The 20,529-nt window shown below is 37.6% G+C and carries 18 protein-coding genes and 1 other annotated feature; of the genes, 12 read left to right on the forward strand and 6 right to left on the reverse strand.

Features of this window, described 5'->3' with window-relative positions:
- Positions 1 to 886 precede the first annotated feature (886 nt).
- Positions 887 to 2,365 (forward strand): alpha-amylase family glycosyl hydrolase, encoded by a 1,479-nt coding sequence (locus JFL43_RS08410; protein WP_200748676.1) that lies wholly within the window; start codon positions 887 to 889, stop codon positions 2,363 to 2,365.
- A gap of 73 nt (positions 2,366 to 2,438) precedes the next feature.
- Here the strand turns inward: JFL43_RS08410 and JFL43_RS08415 are convergent, their stop codons facing one another.
- Together JFL43_RS08415 and JFL43_RS08420 are read right to left on the reverse strand one after the other, a co-directional pair.
- On the reverse strand, positions 2,439 to 3,296 hold the full coding sequence (locus JFL43_RS08415; protein ID WP_200748677.1) for a DegV family protein: 858 nt from the start codon (positions 3,294 to 3,296) through the stop codon (positions 2,439 to 2,441).
- Between the two features lie 23 nt (positions 3,297 to 3,319).
- The gene (locus tag JFL43_RS08420; RefSeq protein ID WP_200748678.1) at positions 3,320 to 4,132 is read right to left on the reverse strand and encodes a Cof-type HAD-IIB family hydrolase; all 813 of its coding nucleotides are present in this window, start codon (positions 4,130 to 4,132) and stop codon (positions 3,320 to 3,322) included.
- Between the two features lie 122 nt (positions 4,133 to 4,254).
- Here JFL43_RS08420 and JFL43_RS08425 point away from each other — a divergent pair, with 122 nt between their 5' ends.
- Positions 4,255 to 5,022 (forward strand): prolyl oligopeptidase family serine peptidase, encoded by a 768-nt coding sequence (locus JFL43_RS08425; RefSeq protein ID WP_100794663.1) that lies wholly within the window; start codon positions 4,255 to 4,257, stop codon positions 5,020 to 5,022.
- Between the two features lie 52 nt (positions 5,023 to 5,074).
- A complete protein-coding gene (locus tag JFL43_RS08430; protein WP_100794662.1) occupies positions 5,075 to 5,383 on the forward strand; it encodes a metal-sulfur cluster assembly factor in 309 nt (102 codons plus the stop codon).
- 77 nt (positions 5,384 to 5,460) lie between these two features.
- Here the strand turns inward: JFL43_RS08430 and JFL43_RS08435 are convergent, their stop codons facing one another.
- Positions 5,461 to 6,156, reverse strand: a complete 696-nt coding sequence (locus JFL43_RS08435; RefSeq protein ID WP_234447667.1) for a Crp/Fnr family transcriptional regulator — start codon at positions 6,154 to 6,156, stop codon at positions 5,461 to 5,463.
- Positions 6,157 to 6,407: 251 nt separating this feature from the next.
- Here JFL43_RS08435 and JFL43_RS08440 point away from each other — a divergent pair, with 251 nt between their 5' ends.
- Entirely contained in the window at positions 6,408 to 8,549 is a 2,142-nt protein-coding gene (locus tag JFL43_RS08440) for an ATP-dependent Clp protease ATP-binding subunit (protein WP_200748680.1), read from the forward strand.
- Positions 8,550 to 8,638: 89 nt separating this feature from the next.
- On the opposite strand, the gene JFL43_RS08445 is transcribed toward JFL43_RS08440, so the two are convergent.
- Positions 8,639 to 8,833 (reverse strand): YjzD family protein, encoded by a 195-nt coding sequence (locus JFL43_RS08445; RefSeq protein WP_200748681.1) that lies wholly within the window; start codon positions 8,831 to 8,833, stop codon positions 8,639 to 8,641.
- Positions 8,834 to 9,026: 193 nt separating this feature from the next.
- Between JFL43_RS08445 and JFL43_RS08450 the strand changes: the two genes are divergently transcribed.
- The gene (locus JFL43_RS08450; RefSeq protein ID WP_200748682.1) at positions 9,027 to 9,965 is read left to right on the forward strand and encodes a beta-ketoacyl-ACP synthase III; all 939 of its coding nucleotides are present in this window, start codon (positions 9,027 to 9,029) and stop codon (positions 9,963 to 9,965) included.
- 28 nt (positions 9,966 to 9,993) lie between these two features.
- The gene (gene fabF / locus JFL43_RS08455) at positions 9,994 to 11,232 is read left to right on the forward strand and encodes a beta-ketoacyl-ACP synthase II (RefSeq protein ID WP_200748683.1); all 1,239 of its coding nucleotides are present in this window, start codon (positions 9,994 to 9,996) and stop codon (positions 11,230 to 11,232) included.
- A 375-nt stretch (positions 11,233 to 11,607) separates the two neighbouring features.
- On the opposite strand, the gene trpS is transcribed toward fabF, so the two are convergent.
- Positions 11,608 to 12,597: a tryptophan--tRNA ligase gene (gene trpS, locus JFL43_RS08460; RefSeq protein ID WP_200748684.1), complete on the reverse strand. Its 990-nt coding sequence runs from the start codon at positions 12,595 to 12,597 to the stop codon at positions 11,608 to 11,610.
- Positions 12,598 to 12,642: 45 nt separating this feature from the next.
- Positions 12,643 to 12,861: a binding site (T-box leader), on the reverse strand.
- A gap of 53 nt (positions 12,862 to 12,914) precedes the next feature.
- Entirely contained in the window at positions 12,915 to 13,259 is a 345-nt protein-coding gene (locus JFL43_RS08465) for a DUF3899 domain-containing protein (RefSeq protein WP_200748685.1), read from the reverse strand.
- A gap of 245 nt (positions 13,260 to 13,504) precedes the next feature.
- On the opposite strand from JFL43_RS08465, the gene JFL43_RS08470 reads away from it, so the two are divergent.
- The 6 genes from JFL43_RS08470 to spxA all read left to right on the forward strand — a co-directional run bounded on the left by JFL43_RS08470 (position 13,505) and on the right by spxA (position 20,199).
- A complete protein-coding gene (locus JFL43_RS08470) occupies positions 13,505 to 15,199 on the forward strand; it encodes a peptide ABC transporter substrate-binding protein (protein WP_200748686.1) in 1,695 nt (564 codons plus the stop codon).
- A gap of 179 nt (positions 15,200 to 15,378) precedes the next feature.
- Complete coding sequence (gene opp3b / locus JFL43_RS08475) at positions 15,379 to 16,314, forward strand: oligopeptide ABC transporter permease (RefSeq protein WP_100794652.1); 936 nt, start codon at positions 15,379 to 15,381, stop codon at positions 16,312 to 16,314.
- Positions 16,311 to 17,330, forward strand: a complete 1,020-nt coding sequence (opp3C, locus tag JFL43_RS08480; RefSeq protein ID WP_100794651.1) for an oligopeptide ABC transporter permease — start codon at positions 16,311 to 16,313, stop codon at positions 17,328 to 17,330. The genes opp3b and opp3C overlap by 4 nt, the downstream gene beginning before the upstream one ends.
- A 16-nt stretch (positions 17,331 to 17,346) precedes the next feature.
- On the forward strand, positions 17,347 to 18,414 hold the full coding sequence (locus tag JFL43_RS08485) for an ABC transporter ATP-binding protein (RefSeq protein ID WP_200748687.1): 1,068 nt from the start codon (positions 17,347 to 17,349) through the stop codon (positions 18,412 to 18,414).
- 2 nt (positions 18,415 to 18,416) lie between these two features.
- Positions 18,417 to 19,355 (forward strand): ABC transporter ATP-binding protein, encoded by a 939-nt coding sequence (locus tag JFL43_RS08490; protein ID WP_200748726.1) that lies wholly within the window; start codon positions 18,417 to 18,419, stop codon positions 19,353 to 19,355.
- A gap of 448 nt (positions 19,356 to 19,803) precedes the next feature.
- Positions 19,804 to 20,199 (forward strand): transcriptional regulator SpxA, encoded by a 396-nt coding sequence (gene spxA / locus JFL43_RS08495; RefSeq protein WP_179078282.1) that lies wholly within the window; start codon positions 19,804 to 19,806, stop codon positions 20,197 to 20,199.
- Positions 20,200 to 20,529: the final 330 nt, after the last annotated feature.

The following is a 20,529-nucleotide window of genomic DNA, read 5'->3' on the forward strand; positions in this document are numbered from 1 at the left end:
TGAACTAGCGCTTACAGCAATTAAGTATATCCAGCTTCAGCGGCCAGCCTCTCGAGGTCACTTCAGTCTCTCGGTCAAAGGCAAAAAGCGCCTTTGATTCGAGCCTTCCAGTGCTTGTCGGGGCTAAACAGGCCGCTTCAGCAATTAAGTATATCCAGCTTCAGGCGCTAGCTGCTCAGGTCGTTTCAGTCGGGCACTTAAAGTCAAAGAGCGACTTTGGCTTCCGCCTTCCAACGACTTCGAAGCTGAACGAGCGCCTACAGCAATAACTCAGATATCCAGCTTCAGCGGCCAGCCCCTCGAGGTCACTTCAGTCTCTCGGTCAAAGGCAAAAAGCGCCTTTGATTCGAGCCTTCCAGTGCTTGTCGGGGCTAAACAGGCCGCTTCAGCAATTAAGTATATCCAGCTTCAGGCGCTAGCTGCTCAGGTCGTTTCAGTCGGGCACTTAAAGTCAAAGAGCGACTTTGGCTTCCGCCTTCCAACGACTTCGAAGCTGAACGAGCGCCTACAGCAATAACTCAGATATCCAGCTTCAGCGGCCAGCCCCTCGAGGTCACTTCAGTCTCTCGGTCAAAGGCAAAAAGCGCCTTTGATTCGAGCCTTCCAGTGCTTGTCGGGGCTAAACAGGCCGCTTCAGCATTTAAGTATATCCAGCTTCAGGTGCTAGCTGCTCAGGTCGTTTCAGTCGGGCGCTCAAAGTCAAAGAGCGACTTTGGCTTCCGCCTTCCAACGACTTCGCAGCTGAACGAGCACCTTCAGCATTTAAGTAAATTCACATTTTTGTCGAATTTGTATGGCTTTCCTTCCTTTTTGATGTGAAAGCATGGCGGGGATGGTGGGGGTTTGGTAAAATTATGTTGGACAGTTCTGCAGAGGAGGACTATAAGTGAACGTTGTGAAATGGATTAGTACGGTAGTTGCGTCAGCGCTTTTGGCTACGACGATGGGGTTTATACCTATTGCGAAGGCAGAGAAAGAAGTGACGCATGATATTAAAGACGAAAGTATCTATGATCTATTCGTGGATCGTTATTTTAATTCAGTTGTGGAAAATGACTACAATGTAGATGCTCGTGACAAAAATGCTTTTGCTGGCGGTGACTTTGGAGGGATCGCTACAAAGCTTACTCATATTCAAGATATGGGATTCACGATTCTATCGATTGGGTCGATTTTTTCGACTGAAACATATGATGGAAGTGCTGTAGTCGATTATAGAGAAATTGAGCGTCAATTTGGTACAGCTAAAGAATTTAAATCTTTGCTGACTGAAGTGCATAAAGGCAAGATGAAGTTAATGATCGATTTCCCTCTAAATAATGTTAGTAAGAATCATGTTTGGGCTACAGATAAAGCCAATGCAGATTGGTATGAAACGACTGAGAACGGTCGTATTAATTGGAATACAAATCATCCAGACGTACAAAAGGCATTAATCAATGCAGCAACTGAGTTTGCGAAGAAATATGATATCGACGGTATCCGCTTAACAAATTTAGTTGACAGCGATACAACGTTTTTAAATGATATGATTACTTCATTGAAAAATATAAATAAAGATCTGTATGTTATATCAACAGACAAAAGTGATGCGGATTTTGATATGACTGTTAACAATGAGACAGTAGATATTTTTCAATCAATCTTTAAAAATGTCGATTTAGATTCATCAAAAGTAGAGCAGCCACTTGCTCCTATGATAAATGGAGGAGCAGAAAAGCCGGTAGCTGTAATGTTAGATAACTTAAATAGTTCTCGTTTTACATTTGCTACAGCTGGAGAAAATATGTATCCACCGACACGTATTAAAGTCGCAATGGCAGCGATGTTTACATTACCTGGCGTGCCAGTAATGACATACGGAACAGAAATTGCACAAAATGGCGAAAAAGCACCTGATTCACATGCGGTATTGGATTTCAAAACAAAGGATGATATCGTTTCTTACATTGGTGACGTTCAATCTGTTCGTAATAAATCCGAAACCCTTCGTACAGGGGACTTTAAACTATTAGAAAATAAAAATGGTTTTATTGTATTTGAGCGCTCTTCTGATGAAGAGCAGTGGATTGTCGTTGTGAACAACACTGGTAGTACACAACATATCGATTTAGGTAAAGATATTATCAATGGAGATAAAGAGCTCCGTGGCCTATTTGAAAATGATATCGTTCGTGCAAATGACGATGGTGAGTATCGTCTAGTAGTTGACCGCGAAATCGTTGAGCTTTATCAAGTAACAGAGCCTAAAGGCTTGAATATTTCATATATGGTTACATTAGGTGCTGTCTATGTCGCATTCATTACTTTTATTGTATTAATCTTACGAAAAAGTAGAAAAAACAGCAAAACTAAAAATAACTGATGCAAAAAACCCCTTAGAGAATGTAAAAATTCGCTAGGGGGTTTCAATTTGGAGCTGATTAGTTAGAGCGTTATTATGCAGTTGGATTTTGATTTAAGAAGAAAATGGCTAATGTACCAGGGCCAGCATGTGATGCAATAGCAGAGCCGATAAGCTGGATTTCCACGGCTTTAGGGTGGAAGTTGTCCATGATCATTGCTTTCATTTCTTCGGCAGCAGGTAAATCATCACCGTGACTAATCGCAATAACTTGATCACTTAAGCGGTCGCCATTTTCAGCCATTAGCTCAATAATGCGTTTCATCACTTTTTTTCGACCACGATGTTTTTCTAGAGGTACTAATTTACCTCCTTCAACATGCAATAAAGGTTTGATACTTAGTAACCCCCCGATAAATGCGCTTGCTTTTGAAACACGTCCACCACGTGCTAAATAATCTAAGTCTTCTACTGTAAAAAAGTGTTCCATATGTTGTGCATTAAAGCGAACTTTCTCTGATATTTCAGGAAGGCTTGCCCCTGCTTCACGAAGACGAACAGCTTCTTTTACAACTAGGCCGTAACCAAGAGAGGCACATTTTGAGTCCACAATTGTTAAATTTAAGTCAGGGTATTGTTCTTTTACTTGCTGGTAAATCATTACAGCAGTACTGTATGTGCCGGATAACTCGGACGAAAAGGCTATGTATAGTCCTTCCTCACCAGATTTAGCAAGATCCTCGAAAAGATTTAAAAACAACTCTGGTGATACTTGAGATGTTTTTGGTTGACCGCCTTGACGAATAAATTCGTATACTTTTAAAACATCGATGCCATTGACATCTGAATATTCTTGGTCGTCTATTTGTACTTGTAATGGTATTAGTGTGACGTCATTTTGCTCATAATAAGATTTAGGTAAATCAGAAGCGCTATCTGCGTATATTCTCATTTGTATACCTCCTAGTATATAAATTATTTCAATTTCAGTCGGTCGATAAGGAGGTTGGCAATGCCGTCCTCGTTGTTTGTTTGTGTAATTTCATTGGCAATGTTTTTGAGCTGGCTAATGCCGTTACCCATTGCAACACCAACGCCCGCATATTCTATCATTTCTAGATCATTGTCCTCGTCACCAAATGCAATGATACGATCTCGTGGAATTTGTAAATCCTTTGCAACATGAGATAGTCCGACTGCTTTATTCATGCCCCGACGTACGACTTCAATTACATCCCATGGGTCTCCCCAGCGGCGATGGTCAATAAGTTCTGCTTTTGTATCAGCCAAATACTGACGGATTAGGGGGACATTTGAAGAGTTTGCTTGGATTAAAAGGCTTGTAGGATTCTCTTTTAAATAATCTTTTAAGAAACCTGTTGTTATTTTTGGTTCGCCCATGCCAAATATGTTCAAAAACTTCTCATCATGATATTGAACATAGACATCATCCATTACTTCAGCGATCAAATTTTCAATGTCATAATGGTTGATGGATTCTACAACATCTTTTACTACTGATAATTCTATTGGACTATGGAGTGTTTGCCAAGTGCTGTTTGTTGGATGATGTACGAAGGCTCCGTTAAAGTTGACGATTGGTGTATGTAAACCTAATTCTTGATAGTATATTTTACTCGCACGATACGGTCTACCAGTAGCAATCATGACTTGATGACCTGCTTCTTTTGCTTTTAGCAAAGTACGTTTTGTTTTGTCGGAAATAACCTTTTCATCGGTCAAAAGTGTACCGTCTAAATCTAAAACAATCAAATGTGGTTGTACCATATGAAAAAACCCCTTTCCTACTATAATAGAGTGTATCGCTAATCTTACTCGTTCGTCAAAACTTTGTCACGGTGAATAATTTTTGTTACGATAATAGAATAAACTATCAAGGAGTGAATGCAGTGAAGGTTCAACAAGAACAGTGGGGTAAAATTCCGTTACTTCACATATATGATGAAGAGACAGTAACATCCGCATCACCAGTAGTCATTTTTCTCCACGGCTTTATGAGTGCAAGTGAACACAATTTGCATTATGCGTATAAACTAGTTGAAAGAGGTGTTCGCGTACTGTTACCAGATGCTATACTGCATGGTGAACGTGATGAAGGGCTCGATGAAGTTCAACTAAGTTTACGTTTTTGGGAAGTTATTTTGACGTCTATTGAAGAGGTTAATTTTTTACATAAGCAATTATTAGATAAGGGTTTGCTTACTAATGGAAAAATTGGTGTTGCAGGGACGTCAATGGGCGCTATTGTGACTTTAGGTTGCTTACGTGTGTACCCATGGATTCAAACAGCGTCAGTTATGATGGGTGCACCAGGTTATGTTGAGCTTTCAAAAGTGCAAATGGCTCAGTTTGAAGCACAAGGCTTTCAAATTCCTATTTCAGATGAAGAGCTTCAGAAGATGGAGCAAACGCTTAGCTACTTTGATATGTCGAAGCACCCTGAATCTATGGCCAACCGTCCTGTCCTGTTCTGGCATGGTAAGAAAGACCATATGGTACCATTTACACCTACATATCAATTTTATGAAACGATACAAGCTGATTATGCAGATCACCCAGAGAATCTTGTTTTCATCATTGATAAGCAAGCGGGGCATAAAGTATCACGTCCAGGAATGATTGCAGCAACCAAATGGCTTGCAGACCATTTGGCATAAGGCAATTCATTTGTTATGATGGGATAAACACTATGTAGAAAGGGGAAACATCATGGATGCAGATATGAAAGAAATAATTTACGGTGCTTTAGAAAACGTAATTGATCCTGAGTTAGGTATTGATATTGTCAACTTAGGTTTAGTATATGATGTAGATTTATCTGAAGAAGGATTATGTATAGTGACAATGACATTAACCTCAATGGGGTGCCCGCTCGGTCCAGTCATTGTAGATCAAATCCGTACAGCACTATTTGAATTACCAGAAATTAAAGACGCGAATGTTAATATTGTATGGAATCCACCATGGAATAAAGACAATATGTCACGCTATGCGAAAATAGCATTAGGCATACGCTAATAAAACAAAGAAAACCCGTTCTGACTGTAAAAAGTCGAACGGGTTTTTAAAATGAAAAAAGGGAATAATAGCTGATGCTAGTCAATTCTACAAATTTGCAGAGGACAGTTTTCACATTCACATTCATCTTTTAAAAATTGTAAATTGAGGACTGTAATTATGCTCTTATCAAAAGTAATGATGTTATTTTTTTTCAGATCATTTAACATACGATTAATGACTTCACGGCTAGTGGCACAAAGATTTGCTAGCTCATTATTCGTTAGAGCATAGTTAATGCTGATCGAGCCATCATCCAGAGTTTCACCATATGTGTTTGCTAATCGTATAAGGGTAGAATATAATGCACCCTTTTTACCATGTAGTAACAAATCGCGAAGTCTAGATTGATTTTTCATATTTTGAAACTGCAACCAGCGCATACATTCAATCATCAATGATGGTTCTTGACTTAAGTAGAGTTCAAGCATATTGTTGTCGATGGCCAAAATAGTAGTCGGTTCCATTGCTGTTGCCGTTGTTGAACTATATCCTATGGAGCAAAAAATAGTACTCTCTCCAATTAGGTTATTACTTCCACAAATACGAATCGTCAGTTCATTTCCACTCTCTGTTTCCTTTGAAATCCTTACTTTACCAGACACAACGAAAAAAACGTCATGTGTACGTTCACCTTCTAAAAAAATATGATTACCTTTTGCAATCTTGAGAAGCGTACCATGTTCTTCGAAAAGCGAATGGATTTTAGTTGGAATAGTTTTAATTGCCTCCAAATATTCACAACCTTCACCGTTTTTTCTCATTATAACATAAGGTTATTGATGAATTAGGGAATATTTGAAGTTCTGTTGTTTCGGAAAATTAAGTAAATGATGTTCATTTTAATTCTTATCAAATGTACTGTTTATATAAGTTGGAAATAGGTCAAAAAAGGTCAAACATATCACTTTACTTTTATAGAAGAACAGTAATATAATGTAATTAATCGAAAGGTCAAAAAAGGTCAAACAAGGAGTGAACTCTTATGCAAATGAAAATGAATAATGAAGAGCAAAAAAGTCCACTTGAACAATTTGGACGGAATTTAGTAGAAGAAGTTAAGAAAGGTAAAATGGACCCTGTTATTGGACGTGACCAAGAAATCCGTAATGTCATCCGAATTTTATCGCGTAAAACAAAAAATAACCCTGTATTAATTGGTGAACCAGGTGTTGGTAAAACAGCGATCGTTGAAGGATTGGCCCAACGTATTGTCAAAAAAGACGTACCAGAGGGATTAAAGGACCGCCAAATTTATGAACTTGATATGAGTGCATTAATTGCGGGTGCCAAATATCGCGGTGAATTTGAAGAACGTTTAAAAGGTGTATTAAAAGAAGTAAAAGAAAGTGAAGGACAAATTATTCTATTCATCGATGAAATTCATACAATCGTTGGAGCAGGTAAAACAGAAGGCGCAATGGATGCAGGGAATATGCTTAAACCAATGCTAGCTCGAGGAGAATTGCATTGTATCGGTGCGACGACTTTAGATGAATACCGTATGTATATTGAGAAAGACCCGGCGCTTGAACGTCGTTTCCAACAAGTTTTAGTTCGTGAACCGTCTGTTGAGGATACGATTTCTATTTTACGCGGTTTAAAGGAACGTTTTGAACTGCATCATGCTGTTAAAATTCATGACCGAGCAATAGTTGCCGCAGCAGAATTATCAAATCGTTATTTAACAGAGCGTTTTATGCCAGATAAAGCAATTGATTTAATCGATGAGGCCTGTGCAATGATTCGTACAGAAATTGATTCTATGCCACAGGAGTTAGATGAAGTGACTCGTCGTACAATGCAACTTGAAATCGAAGAGCAGGCATTGATGAAAGAAAAGGATGACGCTAGTAAAAAGCGCCTCATTGCACTTCGTGAAGAATTAACAGAGCTAAAAAACTCTTCTGCCCATATGCGGGAGCAATGGGAAGCTGAGAAAGCGTCTCTCCATGTTATTCAAGAAAAACGTGAAACGCTAGATCGTTATCGCAGAGAATTAGAAGAGGCTGAAAATGATTATGATTTAAATAAAGCAGCTATACTACGCCACGGTAAAATTCCAGCACTAGAAAAAGAAGTAGTGGAGCTTGAACAAACTATGCACCAAGGTAATGATCGTCTGCTTCGTGAAGACGTTACTGCAGAAGAAATTGCCTCTATTGTGTCAAGATGGACAGGTATTCCCGTAACAAAATTAGTTGAGGGTGAACGCGAAAAACTGCTCAACTTAAAAGCGACATTGCAAGAACGAGTTGTCGGCCAAGATAAAGCAGTTCAACTAGTGACGGAAGCGGTATGGAGAGCTCGTGCAGGCATTCAAGATCCAAACAAACCTATTGGCTCATTCCTATTTTTAGGCCCGACAGGTGTTGGGAAAACTGAGTTAGCGAAAGCATTAGCAGCTCAACTATTCGACTCTGAAGATCATTTCATTCGAATTGATATGTCTGAGTATATGGAAAAACATAGCGTATCTCGCTTAGTTGGGGCACCTCCTGGTTATATAGGTTATGAAGAGGGTGGCCAATTGACTGAGGCTGTTCGTAGAAATCCATATGCTGTTGTGTTGCTAGATGAAATTGAAAAAGCGCATCCAGATGTTGCAAATATTTTATTGCAAATTTTAGATGATGGGCGCATTACTGATAGTCAAGGTCGCATAGTCAATTTCACAAATACAGTAGTCATTTTAACTTCTAATATCGGTTCAAGCTATTTATTAGATATGCCTAAGAATGGTGACCATGCCGTGGAAGATTTAGTAATGGCTTCTTTAAAAGAGCATTTCAAACCCGAGTTGTTAAATCGTCTGGATGATATCATTATGTTCCGGTCATTAACAAACGAGCACTTTTATCAAATCGCCTGGAAATATGTTCAGTTATTAAAAAGACGTGTGGCTGAGCAAGAAATTGAGTTGCAAGTTGATGAAGCGGTAATTGAGTGGGTCGTAGCGGAAGGAATTGATCCAACATTTGGTGCAAGACCTCTAAGAAGATTTGTACAACGTCATATCGAAACGCTTGTTGCAAAAGAATTATTAAAAGGTGATGTGTTATCAGGAGAACGTTTAGTTATTTCAATGGAAGATGGACATGTCGCTATTCATAAAGAACAAGCATAAGTATATATAAGTCTGAGTAGCCTTGGAAAAGGGATGCTCAGACTTTTTGTGTAAATAAAAAATCCCGCCCATTGTGGACAGGATTTTCATTATTGTTGATGACCTACTTGTTTAGGTGATTCGTTCGGAATAACTGCGCTGATAAGTATTAAGAATACAGAGAAAGCTACTGAAATCCCTAATCCAAGGTTTAGGCTAAATTCTACGTTCTGAATAGAAGCTACTACGTAGTTCAATACAGAAACTAATAATGCTGACCATATAAATAGCATAATATATTTCATTAATTTCACCTCTAACTAACTTTTCTACCTGTTCTATCATATCATATTGCCTCATTTAAATAAAAGAATCTTTTCATTATTATGCCCCACTATTTGGCGAAAAATTGACGAAGTGTTGAAAAAATATAAATGTTTCGTTATAATTATTACCAGGTACTAATAATTGATAATAAAAGAAAAGAGGCGCTACGTCATGAACGCTGGAATAATAGGCTTAGGAAGATGTATGCCAAGTCGAGTTGTCACAAATGCTGACCTTGAAAAGACGATGGATACATCAGATGAATGGATTCGCACTAGAACAGGTATTGAAGAACGAAGAATTGCCACAGATGAGCATAATACATCTCATCTAGCATTTGGAGCGGCAAAAAATGCGATTGCTGATGCAGGAATTTCACCCGATCAAATAGGCCTTATTTTAGTTGCAACCGTAACACCTGACCGCCCATTTCCAAGTATAGCGTGTATGATACAAGAGCAGTTAGGTGCGCATAATGCGGCTGCGATGGATTTATCAGCAGCATGCGCAGGTTTCATTTATGGACTAGTAACTGCGAAGCAATTTATAGATTCTAATGCATATGATTATGTATTAGTAGTAGGTGTTGAAAAGCTTTCCAAAATTACAAACTGGGAGGATCGCAATACGGCTGTGCTTTTTGGAGATGGTGCATGTGCAACTGTAATGGGAAAAGTACCAGCTGACCGCGGAATTTTATCGTTTGAGCTGGGAGCTGACGGCACAGGAGGCAAACATTTATTCCAAAATGATGAAGGATTTATTGAAATGAATGGCCGAGAAGTATTTAAGTTTGCGGTACGTCAAATGGGCGAATCTGCGTTAAATGTTATAGAAAAAGCAGGACTTACAAAAGAAGATGTTGATTTCTTAATTCCACATCAGGCGAATATTCGTATAATGGAATCTGCTAGACAAAGACTAGGTTTACCAGAGGAAAAGATGTCAACTGCTATTAAAAAGTATGGCAATACATCATCAGCCTCAATTGGTAATGCACTTATAGAAGAACTTGAAGCCGGTAAAATCCATGATGGTGATTTAATTGTACTTGTTGGATTTGGCGGAGGCCTCACATGGGGAGCCGTTACAATACGCTGGGGAAAATAAAAGGATAGGGAAGAGGGAGAAGAAAATTATGACAAAACGTCGAGTAGTTGTTACAGGTATGGGTGCTGTAACACCTTTAGGAAATGATGTAGAAACAACTTGGAATGCGATTAAAGAAGGGAAAAGCGGAGTAGGTCCATTAACACGTTTGGATGCTGAACAATTTCCGGCTAAAGTTGCTGCAGAAGTAAAGGACTTTGATATAGAAGCATATATTCCACGAAAAGAAGCGCGTAAAATGGATCGCTTTACGCATTACGCATTAGCAGCATCCATTATGGCTGTCAAAGATGCGGCATTAGAAATAACACCTGAAGTAGGCATTCGTACAGGTGTATGGATTGGTTCTGGTATTGGTGGTATGGAAACATATGAACAGCAATTCCGCAATTTCCTTGAAAAAGGACAACGCCGTGTTAGTCCTTTTTTCGTACCAATGATGATTCCGGATATGGCTGCAGGTCAAGTATCGATTTACTTTGGTGCGAAAGCGATTAACTCATGTTCAGTAACAGCTTGTGCATCGGGTACAAATTCAATCGGTGATGCGTTCAAAGTAATTGAACGTGGAGATGCAGATGTTATGATTACTGGGGGAGCAGAAGCACCGATTACGAATATGGCGGTTGCAGGATTTTGCTCAAACACAGCACTTACATTAAACCAAGATCCTCAAACCGCTTCACGTCCATTCGATGCGAATCGCGATGGTTTCGTTATTGGTGAAGGATCGGGTATTGTTATTTTAGAAGAGTATGAACATGCAGTGAAACGCGGTGCGAAAATTTACGGTGAAGTTGTAGGTTACGGTTCAACTGGAGATGCGCATCATATTACAGCGCCAGCACCTGAAGGTGAAGGTGCAGCACGCGCAATGCAGCAAGCTATTAATGACGCTGGCGTTGATGCAACAGAAATTGGTTATATTAATGCGCATGGTACGAGCACACTGTACAATGATTTATTCGAAACAAAGGCAGTAAAGACAGTATTTGGGGAGCATGCTTATAAATTAGCGATGAGCTCAACAAAATCGATGACAGGTCACTTACTTGGAGCAGCTGGTGGGATTGAAGCAATCTTCTCCGTACTTGCACTCAAAGAGGGGATTTTACCACCAACGATGAATCTAGACACGCCAGATTCTGACTGTGATTTAGATTATGTTGCAAACGGCGCAAGAGAAAAAGCTATCACTTATGCGTTGAGTAACTCACTAGGCTTTGGTGGACATAATGCATCAATACTATTTAAAAAATACGAATAACTAACATTTGACCACGGGAATAAAAATCCTGTGGTTTTTTTGCATATATAAACAAATTTATTCGCATAATGCTCTGTCGTACTAGAGTGTAATGGAGTCTATTATAATGGAAGGAAATCCATTATTTTCACATAAAAATGCCCCCGTTAGTTATAACGGGGGCATTTTATCATATAGTAATAAAAACTAGAAAAGGATTTATGCAAATGCGCCTATTACTCTTTTTAACCTGTTACGGTCTTATTGTACTGAGTTCAACACATATGATATTGTATTTAAACTACCGAGCATTAGGTTACACATGGAAGGCTGTTTTTACATTCATCTTGCAGACTGTTGATTTCTCAATCTTCATCGGCGCATGTATTGGACTAGTTATCGTCTATTTCTCCCAAGGCCCATCGCGTCTTCCATTTTCTTAATTGTTTCACTTGCAATGGCATTTGCTTTTTCGGCTCCTGCATCAAAGATATCATCTAATTTTGGAGAATCGATTAAATCGTTGAAGCGTTCTTGAATAGGTGTTAAGTGATTAATGATACTTTCCGCAACGCCAGCTTTGAATGCTCCGTATCCAAGTCCATTGTATTTTGCTACAAGATTATCAATGGATTCGTTTGTTAATGCCGCTTCAATAATAAGTAAATTAGAGACACCTGGTTTAGTTTCAGTATTGAAAGCAACAACGCCTTCAGAATCTGTTACGGCAGATTTGACTTTTTTCTCGATCTCTTTTGGAGTATCAAGAAGGCGGATTGTTGCTTTTTTGTTGTCATCTGACTTACTCATTTTTTTCGTAGGCTCTTGTAATGATTTAATGCGAGCGCCGTTTTTTGGTAATTGGATAGTAGGAATCGTGAATACTTTACCGTAACGTTTGTTGAAGCGTTCTGCTAAGTCACGTGTAATTTCTAAATGTTGTTTTTGATCATCACCAACCGGCACGATATCCGTGTTATAAAGAAGAATATCACCAGCCATAAGTGGTGGGTAAGTAAGTAAACCCGCAGAGACAGCCTCTTTACCAGTAGATTTATCTTTGAATTGTGTCATACGCTCTAGTTCGCCGATGTAAGAAATGCATTGTAGCATCCATCCGGCTTGTGCATGTGCGGGCACTTCCGATTGGATAAATAATGTAGATTTTTCTGGATCAATTCCGGTTGCAAGATAAGTTGCAGCAAGTGTGCGGATATTTTTGCGAAGTTCTGCACTTTCTTGTGGCATTGTGATGGCATGTTGATCCGCAATACAGAAAATACAATCATACTCATCTTGCATAGTTGCGAACTGTCGGAATGCACCAAGGTAGTTACCTAATGTAATAACACCAGTTGGTTGTACACCTGAAAAAATACGTTTCATAATTGAGTTCCTCCTTAGATATAAAAAAACATCATGCGTCTCCTAAATAGGGACGAATGATGTTTGAATCCGCGGTACCACCCAAGCTTGTCGATAAATCGACCACTCACCCTCGTAACGTGAGGTAGACGAACTTAGCTACTGCATAAAGGTTCACAAAGTTAACTCGGAAGCCCATTCCATTTAGCGTATGATCTGTTTGCACCAACCACAGATTCTCTTTGCATACGACATAAATGTACTAATCTTCGTCTTCGTTTTTTTATAATGCTTTCAGTGATTATAATATAGCGGAAAGCCAAAAATCAAGTAACGGTCTACAAATAATAAATAACAAGGGCAATGACCATCAACATAATGGTAGCTCCACCAATTTGTAAAATACCTGTATAGGGCATTGAAACAATTTCAGATGGGGCTCTCATACTTTTAACATCCTCTAATCTAGACGTCCTAACAAAAACCTTACGCATACTAACCGTGAAAATATCAAAAAAGCCTGAGGATAAAATATATGCTGCTAGGCCGAAAAAAAGCACAATAGCTCCTACAATAAATGAAACATTAATGTAATCTATTAATTTCATCACTTTATAATTGAAAAGCATTATGATTACGATTAAAAATTGTAGTGTTATGAAGATAATTCCCTTCTTTTTCAATCAAATCCCCCCGGTTCTTTATTCATTTTAGATGAATAAAGATAAAAAATCAAAAATATCCAACGTCATTTAAAATTCGGAATATTAAAATTTTTATAGGTTAAATACTGTTATTATTGAATTCTTATAATAGATATATATCAAAATAAGACATATATATCAAATAACTACTGTACAACGTTTCGAAATTATGTATAATTAGCAATGTAATGATTTTTCAGAATATTCAAGGGGGTTACATGCACATGAAGAAAAACAAATTAGTATGGCTATCAAGTCTAATACTTGTACTTTCTATTTTCTTAGCTGCTTGTGGTGGAGGAGATGATAAGGATGCAAGCAAGGATTCTGATAGCAAAAAAGATTCAGGAAGCCCTGACGCGACACAAGAACTAAATATTATTGAAAGTGCTGAAATTCCAACAATGGATTCAGTATTAGTAACAGATGTTGTAGGATCTACAGTATTAAACAACGTTAATGAAGGTTTATACCGCTATAACGAGGAAAATGTAGCAGTTCCAGCAATAGCAACTGGAGAACCAGAAGTAAACAAAGAGGGTACAGTTTATACTTTCAAACTTCGTGATTCCAAATGGTCTGATGGATCTACAGTAACTGCCAACGATTTTGAATACGCATGGAAACGTGCGATTGAGCCTAAAACTGGTTCTGAATACGGTCCATATATGATGGCTGGCATTATTAAAAATGCTACTGAAATTGGTAAAGGGAAAGCAAAAGCTTCTGACCTTGGTGTTAAAGCATTAGATGACAAGACGTTAGAAGTAACGCTTGAAAAACCAACACCTTATTTCTTATCTTTAATGGCATTTAGCACATTCTTACCTCAAAAAGAAGAATTCGTTAAAGAGCAAGGTAAAAAATACGCTTCAAACTCAGAAACAACTTTATATAATGGTCCATTCGTTCTTAAAGGGTGGGATGGTACAGGCCTAAAATGGCAATATGTTAAAAACGACAACTATTGGGACAAAGACAATGTGAAGTTAGACAAAATCAATGTTGACGTAGTAAAAGAAGATCAAACTGCAATTAATCTTTATACTTCAGGTAAAAAAGATCGTGCAGGTTTATCAGGTGAATTCGCAATGCAATATGCGAATGATCCAGAAGTATTAAAAGTTGTAGAATCTTCACCTTTCTATTTAAAATTCAATCAAAAACGTGAAGGTAAAGAAGAAACTGTTCTTGCCAATGCGAATATCCGTAAAGCAATTTCTATGGCTTTTAACAAAGAAGACTTATCAAAAGCAGTATTAGCGAACGGTTCATTTGAAGCTAACTACTTAGTGCCAGCTGAATTTGCTTATGATGAAGATGGTAAAGACTTCCGAGAAGTAAATGGAAATATGAATAAATTCAACGCTGAAGAAGCAAAAACTTATTGGGAAAAAGGTTTAAAAGAACTTGGTACTGATAAAGTTGCATTAGAGTTCTTAGGCGGCGATAGCGATTTATCTAAAAAAATGGACGAGTATTTGAAAAATCAATTAGAAAAAAATCTTCCTGGTTTATCAATTAAATTAAAAGAAGTACCTTTCCTTGTCCGTGTGGATCTGGATTCTAAACAAGATTATGATATCCAATTTGCAGGCTGGTCTCCTGATTTCCAAGATCCATACACTTTCTTAAATTTATGGTTAACAGATGGTCAACAAAACAAAATGAGTTACTCATCTGCTAAATACGATAAGTTTATGAAAGATGCAGAAACAACTTTTGCAAATGATCCGGCAAAACGCTGGCAAGCACTTGCAGATGCAGAAAAAGTCTTAATTGAAGAAGATGCTGCAATTGCACCTGTATATCAACGTGGAACGATGGCACTTCAAAAAACTTATGTAAAAGATTTAGTTAAACATAGCTTTGGTGCTCAATATAGTTACAAATGGGCATATATCTCAGGAAAAGAGTAATAGCTAATTTTATAGACTATCAGTAAAACCCTGAATGGGGAGAGTATGTGATTGATATAAATCCACATACTCTCTTTTTACATCAAAATTAAATGTATAGAAAATTCGAACAATTAATATGTTTGTATATTGTTTTATTAGGTTTCATGTATACGAACACTATTTTAGGAGGTGCAAGGATGGCTAAATACGTTTTTAAACGAGTTATTTATATGATATTAACACTATTCTTGATCGCATCATTTACATTCTCCTTGATGAAAATGTTGCCAGGGTCCCCTATTTCTACCTCATCTAAACTAACCCCAAACCAGTTAGCTGCGGTGGAAGCAAAGTATGGATTAGATAAGCCACTGCCAGTTCAATATGGGATTTATATGAAGAATATGGTGAAACTTGATTTCGGTACATCTTTCCAATTCAAAGAAGCTAGCGTTACTGAGCTAATTATTAACAGAGCAGGTCCATCGTTTATTTTAGGTATTCAAGCGCTCATACTTGGAACTATTGGCGGTATTATTTTAGGTATGATTGCAGCTTTAAGACAAAATACAGCATGGGATTACGGAAGTACCTTAATCGCAATTTTCGGCATTTCGATTCCATCATTCGTATTTGCTTCTTTATTACAATATTGGATTGGTGTTAAAGGTGGTTTTCTTCCTGTTGGGCTATGGGAGAATGGCTGGAAATCGAGCATTTTGCCGACAATTGCTTTAGCAATGGGCCCTCTAGCGACATCAGCTCGTTTCATTCGAACAGAAATGATAGAAGTATTAGGAACTGACTATATTACTCTAGCAAAAGCTAAAGGAGCTAGCGGCATTGAAATTGCATTTAAGCATGCATTCCGTAATGCTCTCATTCCATTAATAACAGTAATGGGACCTCTAGCAGCAGGTTTAGTAACAGGTTCCCTTGTTGTTGAACAAATTTTCGCTATTCCTGGTATTGGAGAACAATTCGTTAAAGCGATTAACGTTAGCGATTATTCAGTAATTATGGGAACGACAATGTTCTTTTCTGTATTATTGATTTTAGTTATTTTCATCGTTGATATTTTATACGGTATTGTAGATCCGCGTATTCGTTTAGCAGGAGGTAATAAACAATGACAAAAGAATACCCTAAATTACCGCCTGAAGCTTTTAAACATGTGCACATGGATGGCAGCCAAACTGAGAAAATTTCAAAACCGTCCTTGAACTTCTGGCAGGATGCTTGGTTACGCATAAGAAAAAATAAAGCAGCAGTTGTAAGTATATTTGTACTTACCTTCATCGTCTTAATGTCCTTAGTCGGACCGATGATTAGCCCACACGACTTTGAAACACAAGAAATTACCCATGCGAATTTACCTCCGAAAGTACCTGGACTTGAAAAGATAGGTATCTTTGATGGGACAGGTAAAATGGGTGGTAAAGAGATCAATTTGTATGAAATGAAAAACGTGGATACTTACTACTGGTTTGGTACAGATGGTCTTGGCCGTGATATGTTCTCACGTGTCTGGAAAGGTACTCAAATTTCATTATTAATCGCTCTTATTGCGGCTGTAATTGATATGGTCATTGGTGTGGCTTACGGTGGTATTTCGGCATACTATGGCGGCCGTGTTGACGATGCGATGCAACGTGTTGTAGAAATTTTATATGGTATACCAACACTTGTTGTTGTTATATTAATGATTCTTGTAATGGATCCGGGTATAATGGCCATTATTATTGCCATTTCAATTACCGGTTGGATTGGTATGTCTCGTATTGTTCGTGGACAAGTATTGAAATATAAAAACCAAGAATTTGTACTTGCTGCTAGAACATTAGGCGCAAGTAATGGACGTATTATAAAAAAACATTTATTGCCAAATGTAATGGCGATTATCATTATAAATACAATGTTTACGATTCCAAGTGCGATATTCTTTGAAGCATTTTTAAGTTTCATCGGTTTAGGTTTACAATCACCAAATGCATCACTTGGTACTTTAATTAATGATGGTTATAGGCTAATACAATTCCAACCACATATTTTGGCTATTCCAGCAGCAATTTTAAGTCTATTAATGATCGCTTTTAACTTAATAGGCGATGGCCTACGTGATGCACTTGATCCGAAAATGAAAGATTAATAGGAGGAAAGCAGTTATGGAGAAAATACTTGAAGTAGAAAATCTTGAGCTTTCTTTCCACACATTTGCTGGCGAAGTAAAAGCGATTCGGGGTGTAAACTTTGATTTGAAAAAGGGAGAAACGCTAGCAATTGTTGGTGAATCAGGTTCAGGTAAATCTGTTACAACAAAAGCTATTATGCGTCTTCTACCTGAATCTAGTTCGGAATTTAAAAACGGTCAAATTCTATTTGATGGAAAAGATTTGACGAAGTTAACTGATAAAGAAATGCAGAAAATTCGTGGGAAAGATATCTCAATGATTTTTCAAGATCCGATGACATCATTAAATCCAACGATGACAATTGGCAAACAAATAATGGAGCCAATTTTAAAACACCAAAAATTGTCAAAAATAGAAGCGCAAAAAATGGCCATTTATTTATTACAATTAGTAGGTATGCCGCAACCAGAACAACGTATTAAACAATATCCACATCAATTTTCAGGTGGCCAACGTCAACGTATTGTTATAGCGATTGCATTAGCGTGTAATCCCAAAATTTTAATTGCGGATGAACCAACAACTGCTCTTGACGTTACAATTCAAGCGCAAATTCTTGAACTGATGAAAGATCTGCAAAAGAAAATTGATACATCCATTATTTTCATTACACATGACCTTGGTGTTGTAGCAAATGTGGCCGATCGAGTAGCTGTTATGTATAGTGGAAAAATTGTAGAAATCGGTACAGTAGATGAAATATTCTACAATCCACAACACCCATATACATGGGGACTATTAAGTTCCATGCCTTCGCTAGATGTGCAAGAAGCAAAATTATATGCAATTCCTGGTACACCACCAGATTTATTGGATCCACCAAAAGGAGATTCTTTTGCACTTCGTAGTGAATATGCTATGCAAATCGATTTGGAAGAAATTCCACCATTCTTTAAAGTAAGTGACACGCATTATGCAGCAACTTGGTTATTACACCCAGATGCCCCAGAAGTGACACCACCTGCTACCATAATTGAAAGAATGAAACGATTCCCTAGTAGCCGCTATTACAAAGGCGCTAACGGAGGTGCAACAAAATGAAAATACAAAAGAAATTATTAGAAATCAAAAATTTAAAGCAATACTTCAACCCGGGAAAACCAAATGAAGTAAAAGCAATCGATGATATTACATTTGCTATTTATAAAGGAGAAACTTTAGGTTTAGTAGGGGAATCGGGCTGTGGTAAATCTACGACAGGTCGTACGATTATCCGCTTATACGATGCTACTGATGGTGAAGTTCTTTATGATGGTGTAAATGTTCATGGTCGTAAATCGAAAGCGGAACTAAAAGCGTTTAACCGTAAAATGCAAATGATTTTCCAAGATCCGTACGCATCATTAAATCCACGTATGAAAGTAATGGATATCATTGCAGAAGGTTTAGATATTCACGGCCTCGTGAAAAATGCAAAAGAACGTCAAGAACGAGTCTATCAATTATTAGAAACAGTAGGCTTAAACAAAGAACATGCTAACCGTTATCCACATGAATTCTCAGGTGGTCAGCGTCAGCGATTAGGAATTGCTCGTGCACTTGCAGTAGAGCCAGAATTCATCATTGCCGATGAACCAATCTCTGCACTCGATGTGTCGATCCAAGCACAAGTTGTTAACCTATTAAAAGAGTTGCAAGAAGAAAAAGGCTTAACCTACTTATTTATTGCGCATGACCTTTCAATGGTTAAATATATTTCGGACCGAATCGGAGTAATGTATTTTGGTAAATTAGTAGAGCTGGCACCTGCAGAGGATCTTTACAAGTTTCCTATGCACCCATATACACAGTCACTACTATCGGCTATTCCACTTCCAGACCCTGATTATGAACGCAATCGTGTGCGTAAATCATACGACCCAAAGTCACATAATTATAAAGATGGAGAGAACGTGACAATGCGTGAAGTACGTCCCGGACATTTCGTCTACTGCTCTGATGTTGAATTTGCAGCATTACAGGCAGAACATGCGAATAACTAATCACTATGATTACGTAAAGGCTGCTCCTTTAGTCAATGAAATTAGCTGACTATAGGGGCAGTTTTGTATTTTGTCAAATATGATTTGTAAAATCTATCAATAACTGAAACTTTTCTAGCAGTTTCAACGTATAGATAGTATGAATACAAAGATTGTTTTTTCAATATAAAGAATCTAAATGAGAATGCTTTTTAAAAAATATAGGTTTAACTCACTTCGTTTTGGGGATACTATATATATACGCGCGTATAAGTGGTCGAACCTTTACGAAAAAGCTTTAAATGATAGAAAAAACGGTCATAACTTACGATGGAAATTTTTCTTAATAGCATATATTCAAAATGACCAAAATGTTGTATAATATGCTTACAGTTCTTTTTTTAAAGTCATTCTAATTTAGAAGTGTTAATATACTCGCTACACATTTTGAAAGGATGTGTTTTATATGATGGTGACATTATTTACTTCACCAAGTTGTACATCTTGTAGAAAAGCAAAAGCATGGTTAGAAGAACATGATATTCCATATACAGAAAGAAATATTTTCGCAGAGCCTTTAAGCATAAGTGAAATTAAAGAAATTTTACGTATGACTGAAGATGGAACAGATGAAATCATCTCTACGCGTTCTAAAATTTTCCAAAAATTAAAAGTTGATGTGGAAACTTTACCATTACAACGTCTATATGAGTTAATACAAGAACATCCTGGACTTTTACGCCGTCCAATTATTTTAGATGAAAAACGTTTACAAGTAGGTTACAACGAAGATGAAATTCGTCGTTTCTTACCACGTAAAGTCCGTGCGTATCAATTACAAGAAGCCCAAAAGATGGTCAACTGATCGTAAGTGCAATCTTTAACAGCATGACTGACTTAAAATAGTCAGCAGTCTGTACATATATTATAAGCATGTTGAACAATAATTGTTTAACATGCGCCCTTAGAGCCAGTTGTTGCTGATTGTTACATAACCATCAACTGGTTTTTTATTATGCCCTAAAAGGGTGCGTTTTTTATGATATTAAAGGAATAAGTTCGCTTGTACATAATAGCGCTACGGCTTGCATTTCTAGTCTCTGTCTACTACAATTCATATACTGTTGTAATTTTCCGAGTTATTTCCTTTCCATTTTCAACAAACTCATCATACAATAGTGTTAGACACTGTATT

Source organism: Viridibacillus soli, assembly GCF_016612995.1.
In the GTDB taxonomy this organism is placed as follows: Bacteria; Bacillota; Bacilli; order Bacillales_A; family Planococcaceae; genus Viridibacillus; species Viridibacillus soli.

What these genes read in the sequence shown, in the direction of transcription:
- JFL43_RS08415 (WP_200748677.1), bottom strand. Translation starts at nt 3,296, where the DNA reads ATGAGAATATACGCAGATAGCGCTTCTGATTTACCTAAATCTTATTAT.
- JFL43_RS08420 (WP_200748678.1), bottom strand. Translation starts at nt 4,132, where the DNA reads ATGGTACAACCACATTTGATTGTTTTAGATTTAGACGGTACACTTTTG.
- JFL43_RS08430 (WP_100794662.1), top strand. Translation starts at nt 5,075, where the DNA reads ATGGATGCAGATATGAAAGAAATAATTTACGGTGCTTTAGAAAACGTA.
- JFL43_RS08440 (WP_200748680.1), top strand. Translation starts at nt 6,408, where the DNA reads ATGCAAATGAAAATGAATAATGAAGAGCAAAAAAGTCCACTTGAACAA.
- JFL43_RS08445 (WP_200748681.1), bottom strand. Translation starts at nt 8,833, where the DNA reads ATGAAATATATTATGCTATTTATATGGTCAGCATTATTAGTTTCTGTA.
- JFL43_RS08450 (WP_200748682.1), top strand. Translation starts at nt 9,027, where the DNA reads ATGAACGCTGGAATAATAGGCTTAGGAAGATGTATGCCAAGTCGAGTT.
- fabF (WP_200748683.1), top strand. Translation starts at nt 9,994, where the DNA reads ATGACAAAACGTCGAGTAGTTGTTACAGGTATGGGTGCTGTAACACCT.
- trpS (WP_200748684.1), bottom strand. Translation starts at nt 12,597, where the DNA reads ATGAAACGTATTTTTTCAGGTGTACAACCAACTGGTGTTATTACATTA.
- JFL43_RS08470 (WP_200748686.1), top strand. Translation starts at nt 13,505, where the DNA reads ATGAAGAAAAACAAATTAGTATGGCTATCAAGTCTAATACTTGTACTT.
- opp3b (WP_100794652.1), top strand. Translation starts at nt 15,379, where the DNA reads ATGGCTAAATACGTTTTTAAACGAGTTATTTATATGATATTAACACTA.
- opp3C (WP_100794651.1), top strand. Translation starts at nt 16,311, where the DNA reads ATGACAAAAGAATACCCTAAATTACCGCCTGAAGCTTTTAAACATGTG.
- JFL43_RS08485 (WP_200748687.1), top strand. Translation starts at nt 17,347, where the DNA reads ATGGAGAAAATACTTGAAGTAGAAAATCTTGAGCTTTCTTTCCACACA.
- spxA (WP_179078282.1), top strand. Translation starts at nt 19,804, where the DNA reads ATGGTGACATTATTTACTTCACCAAGTTGTACATCTTGTAGAAAAGCA.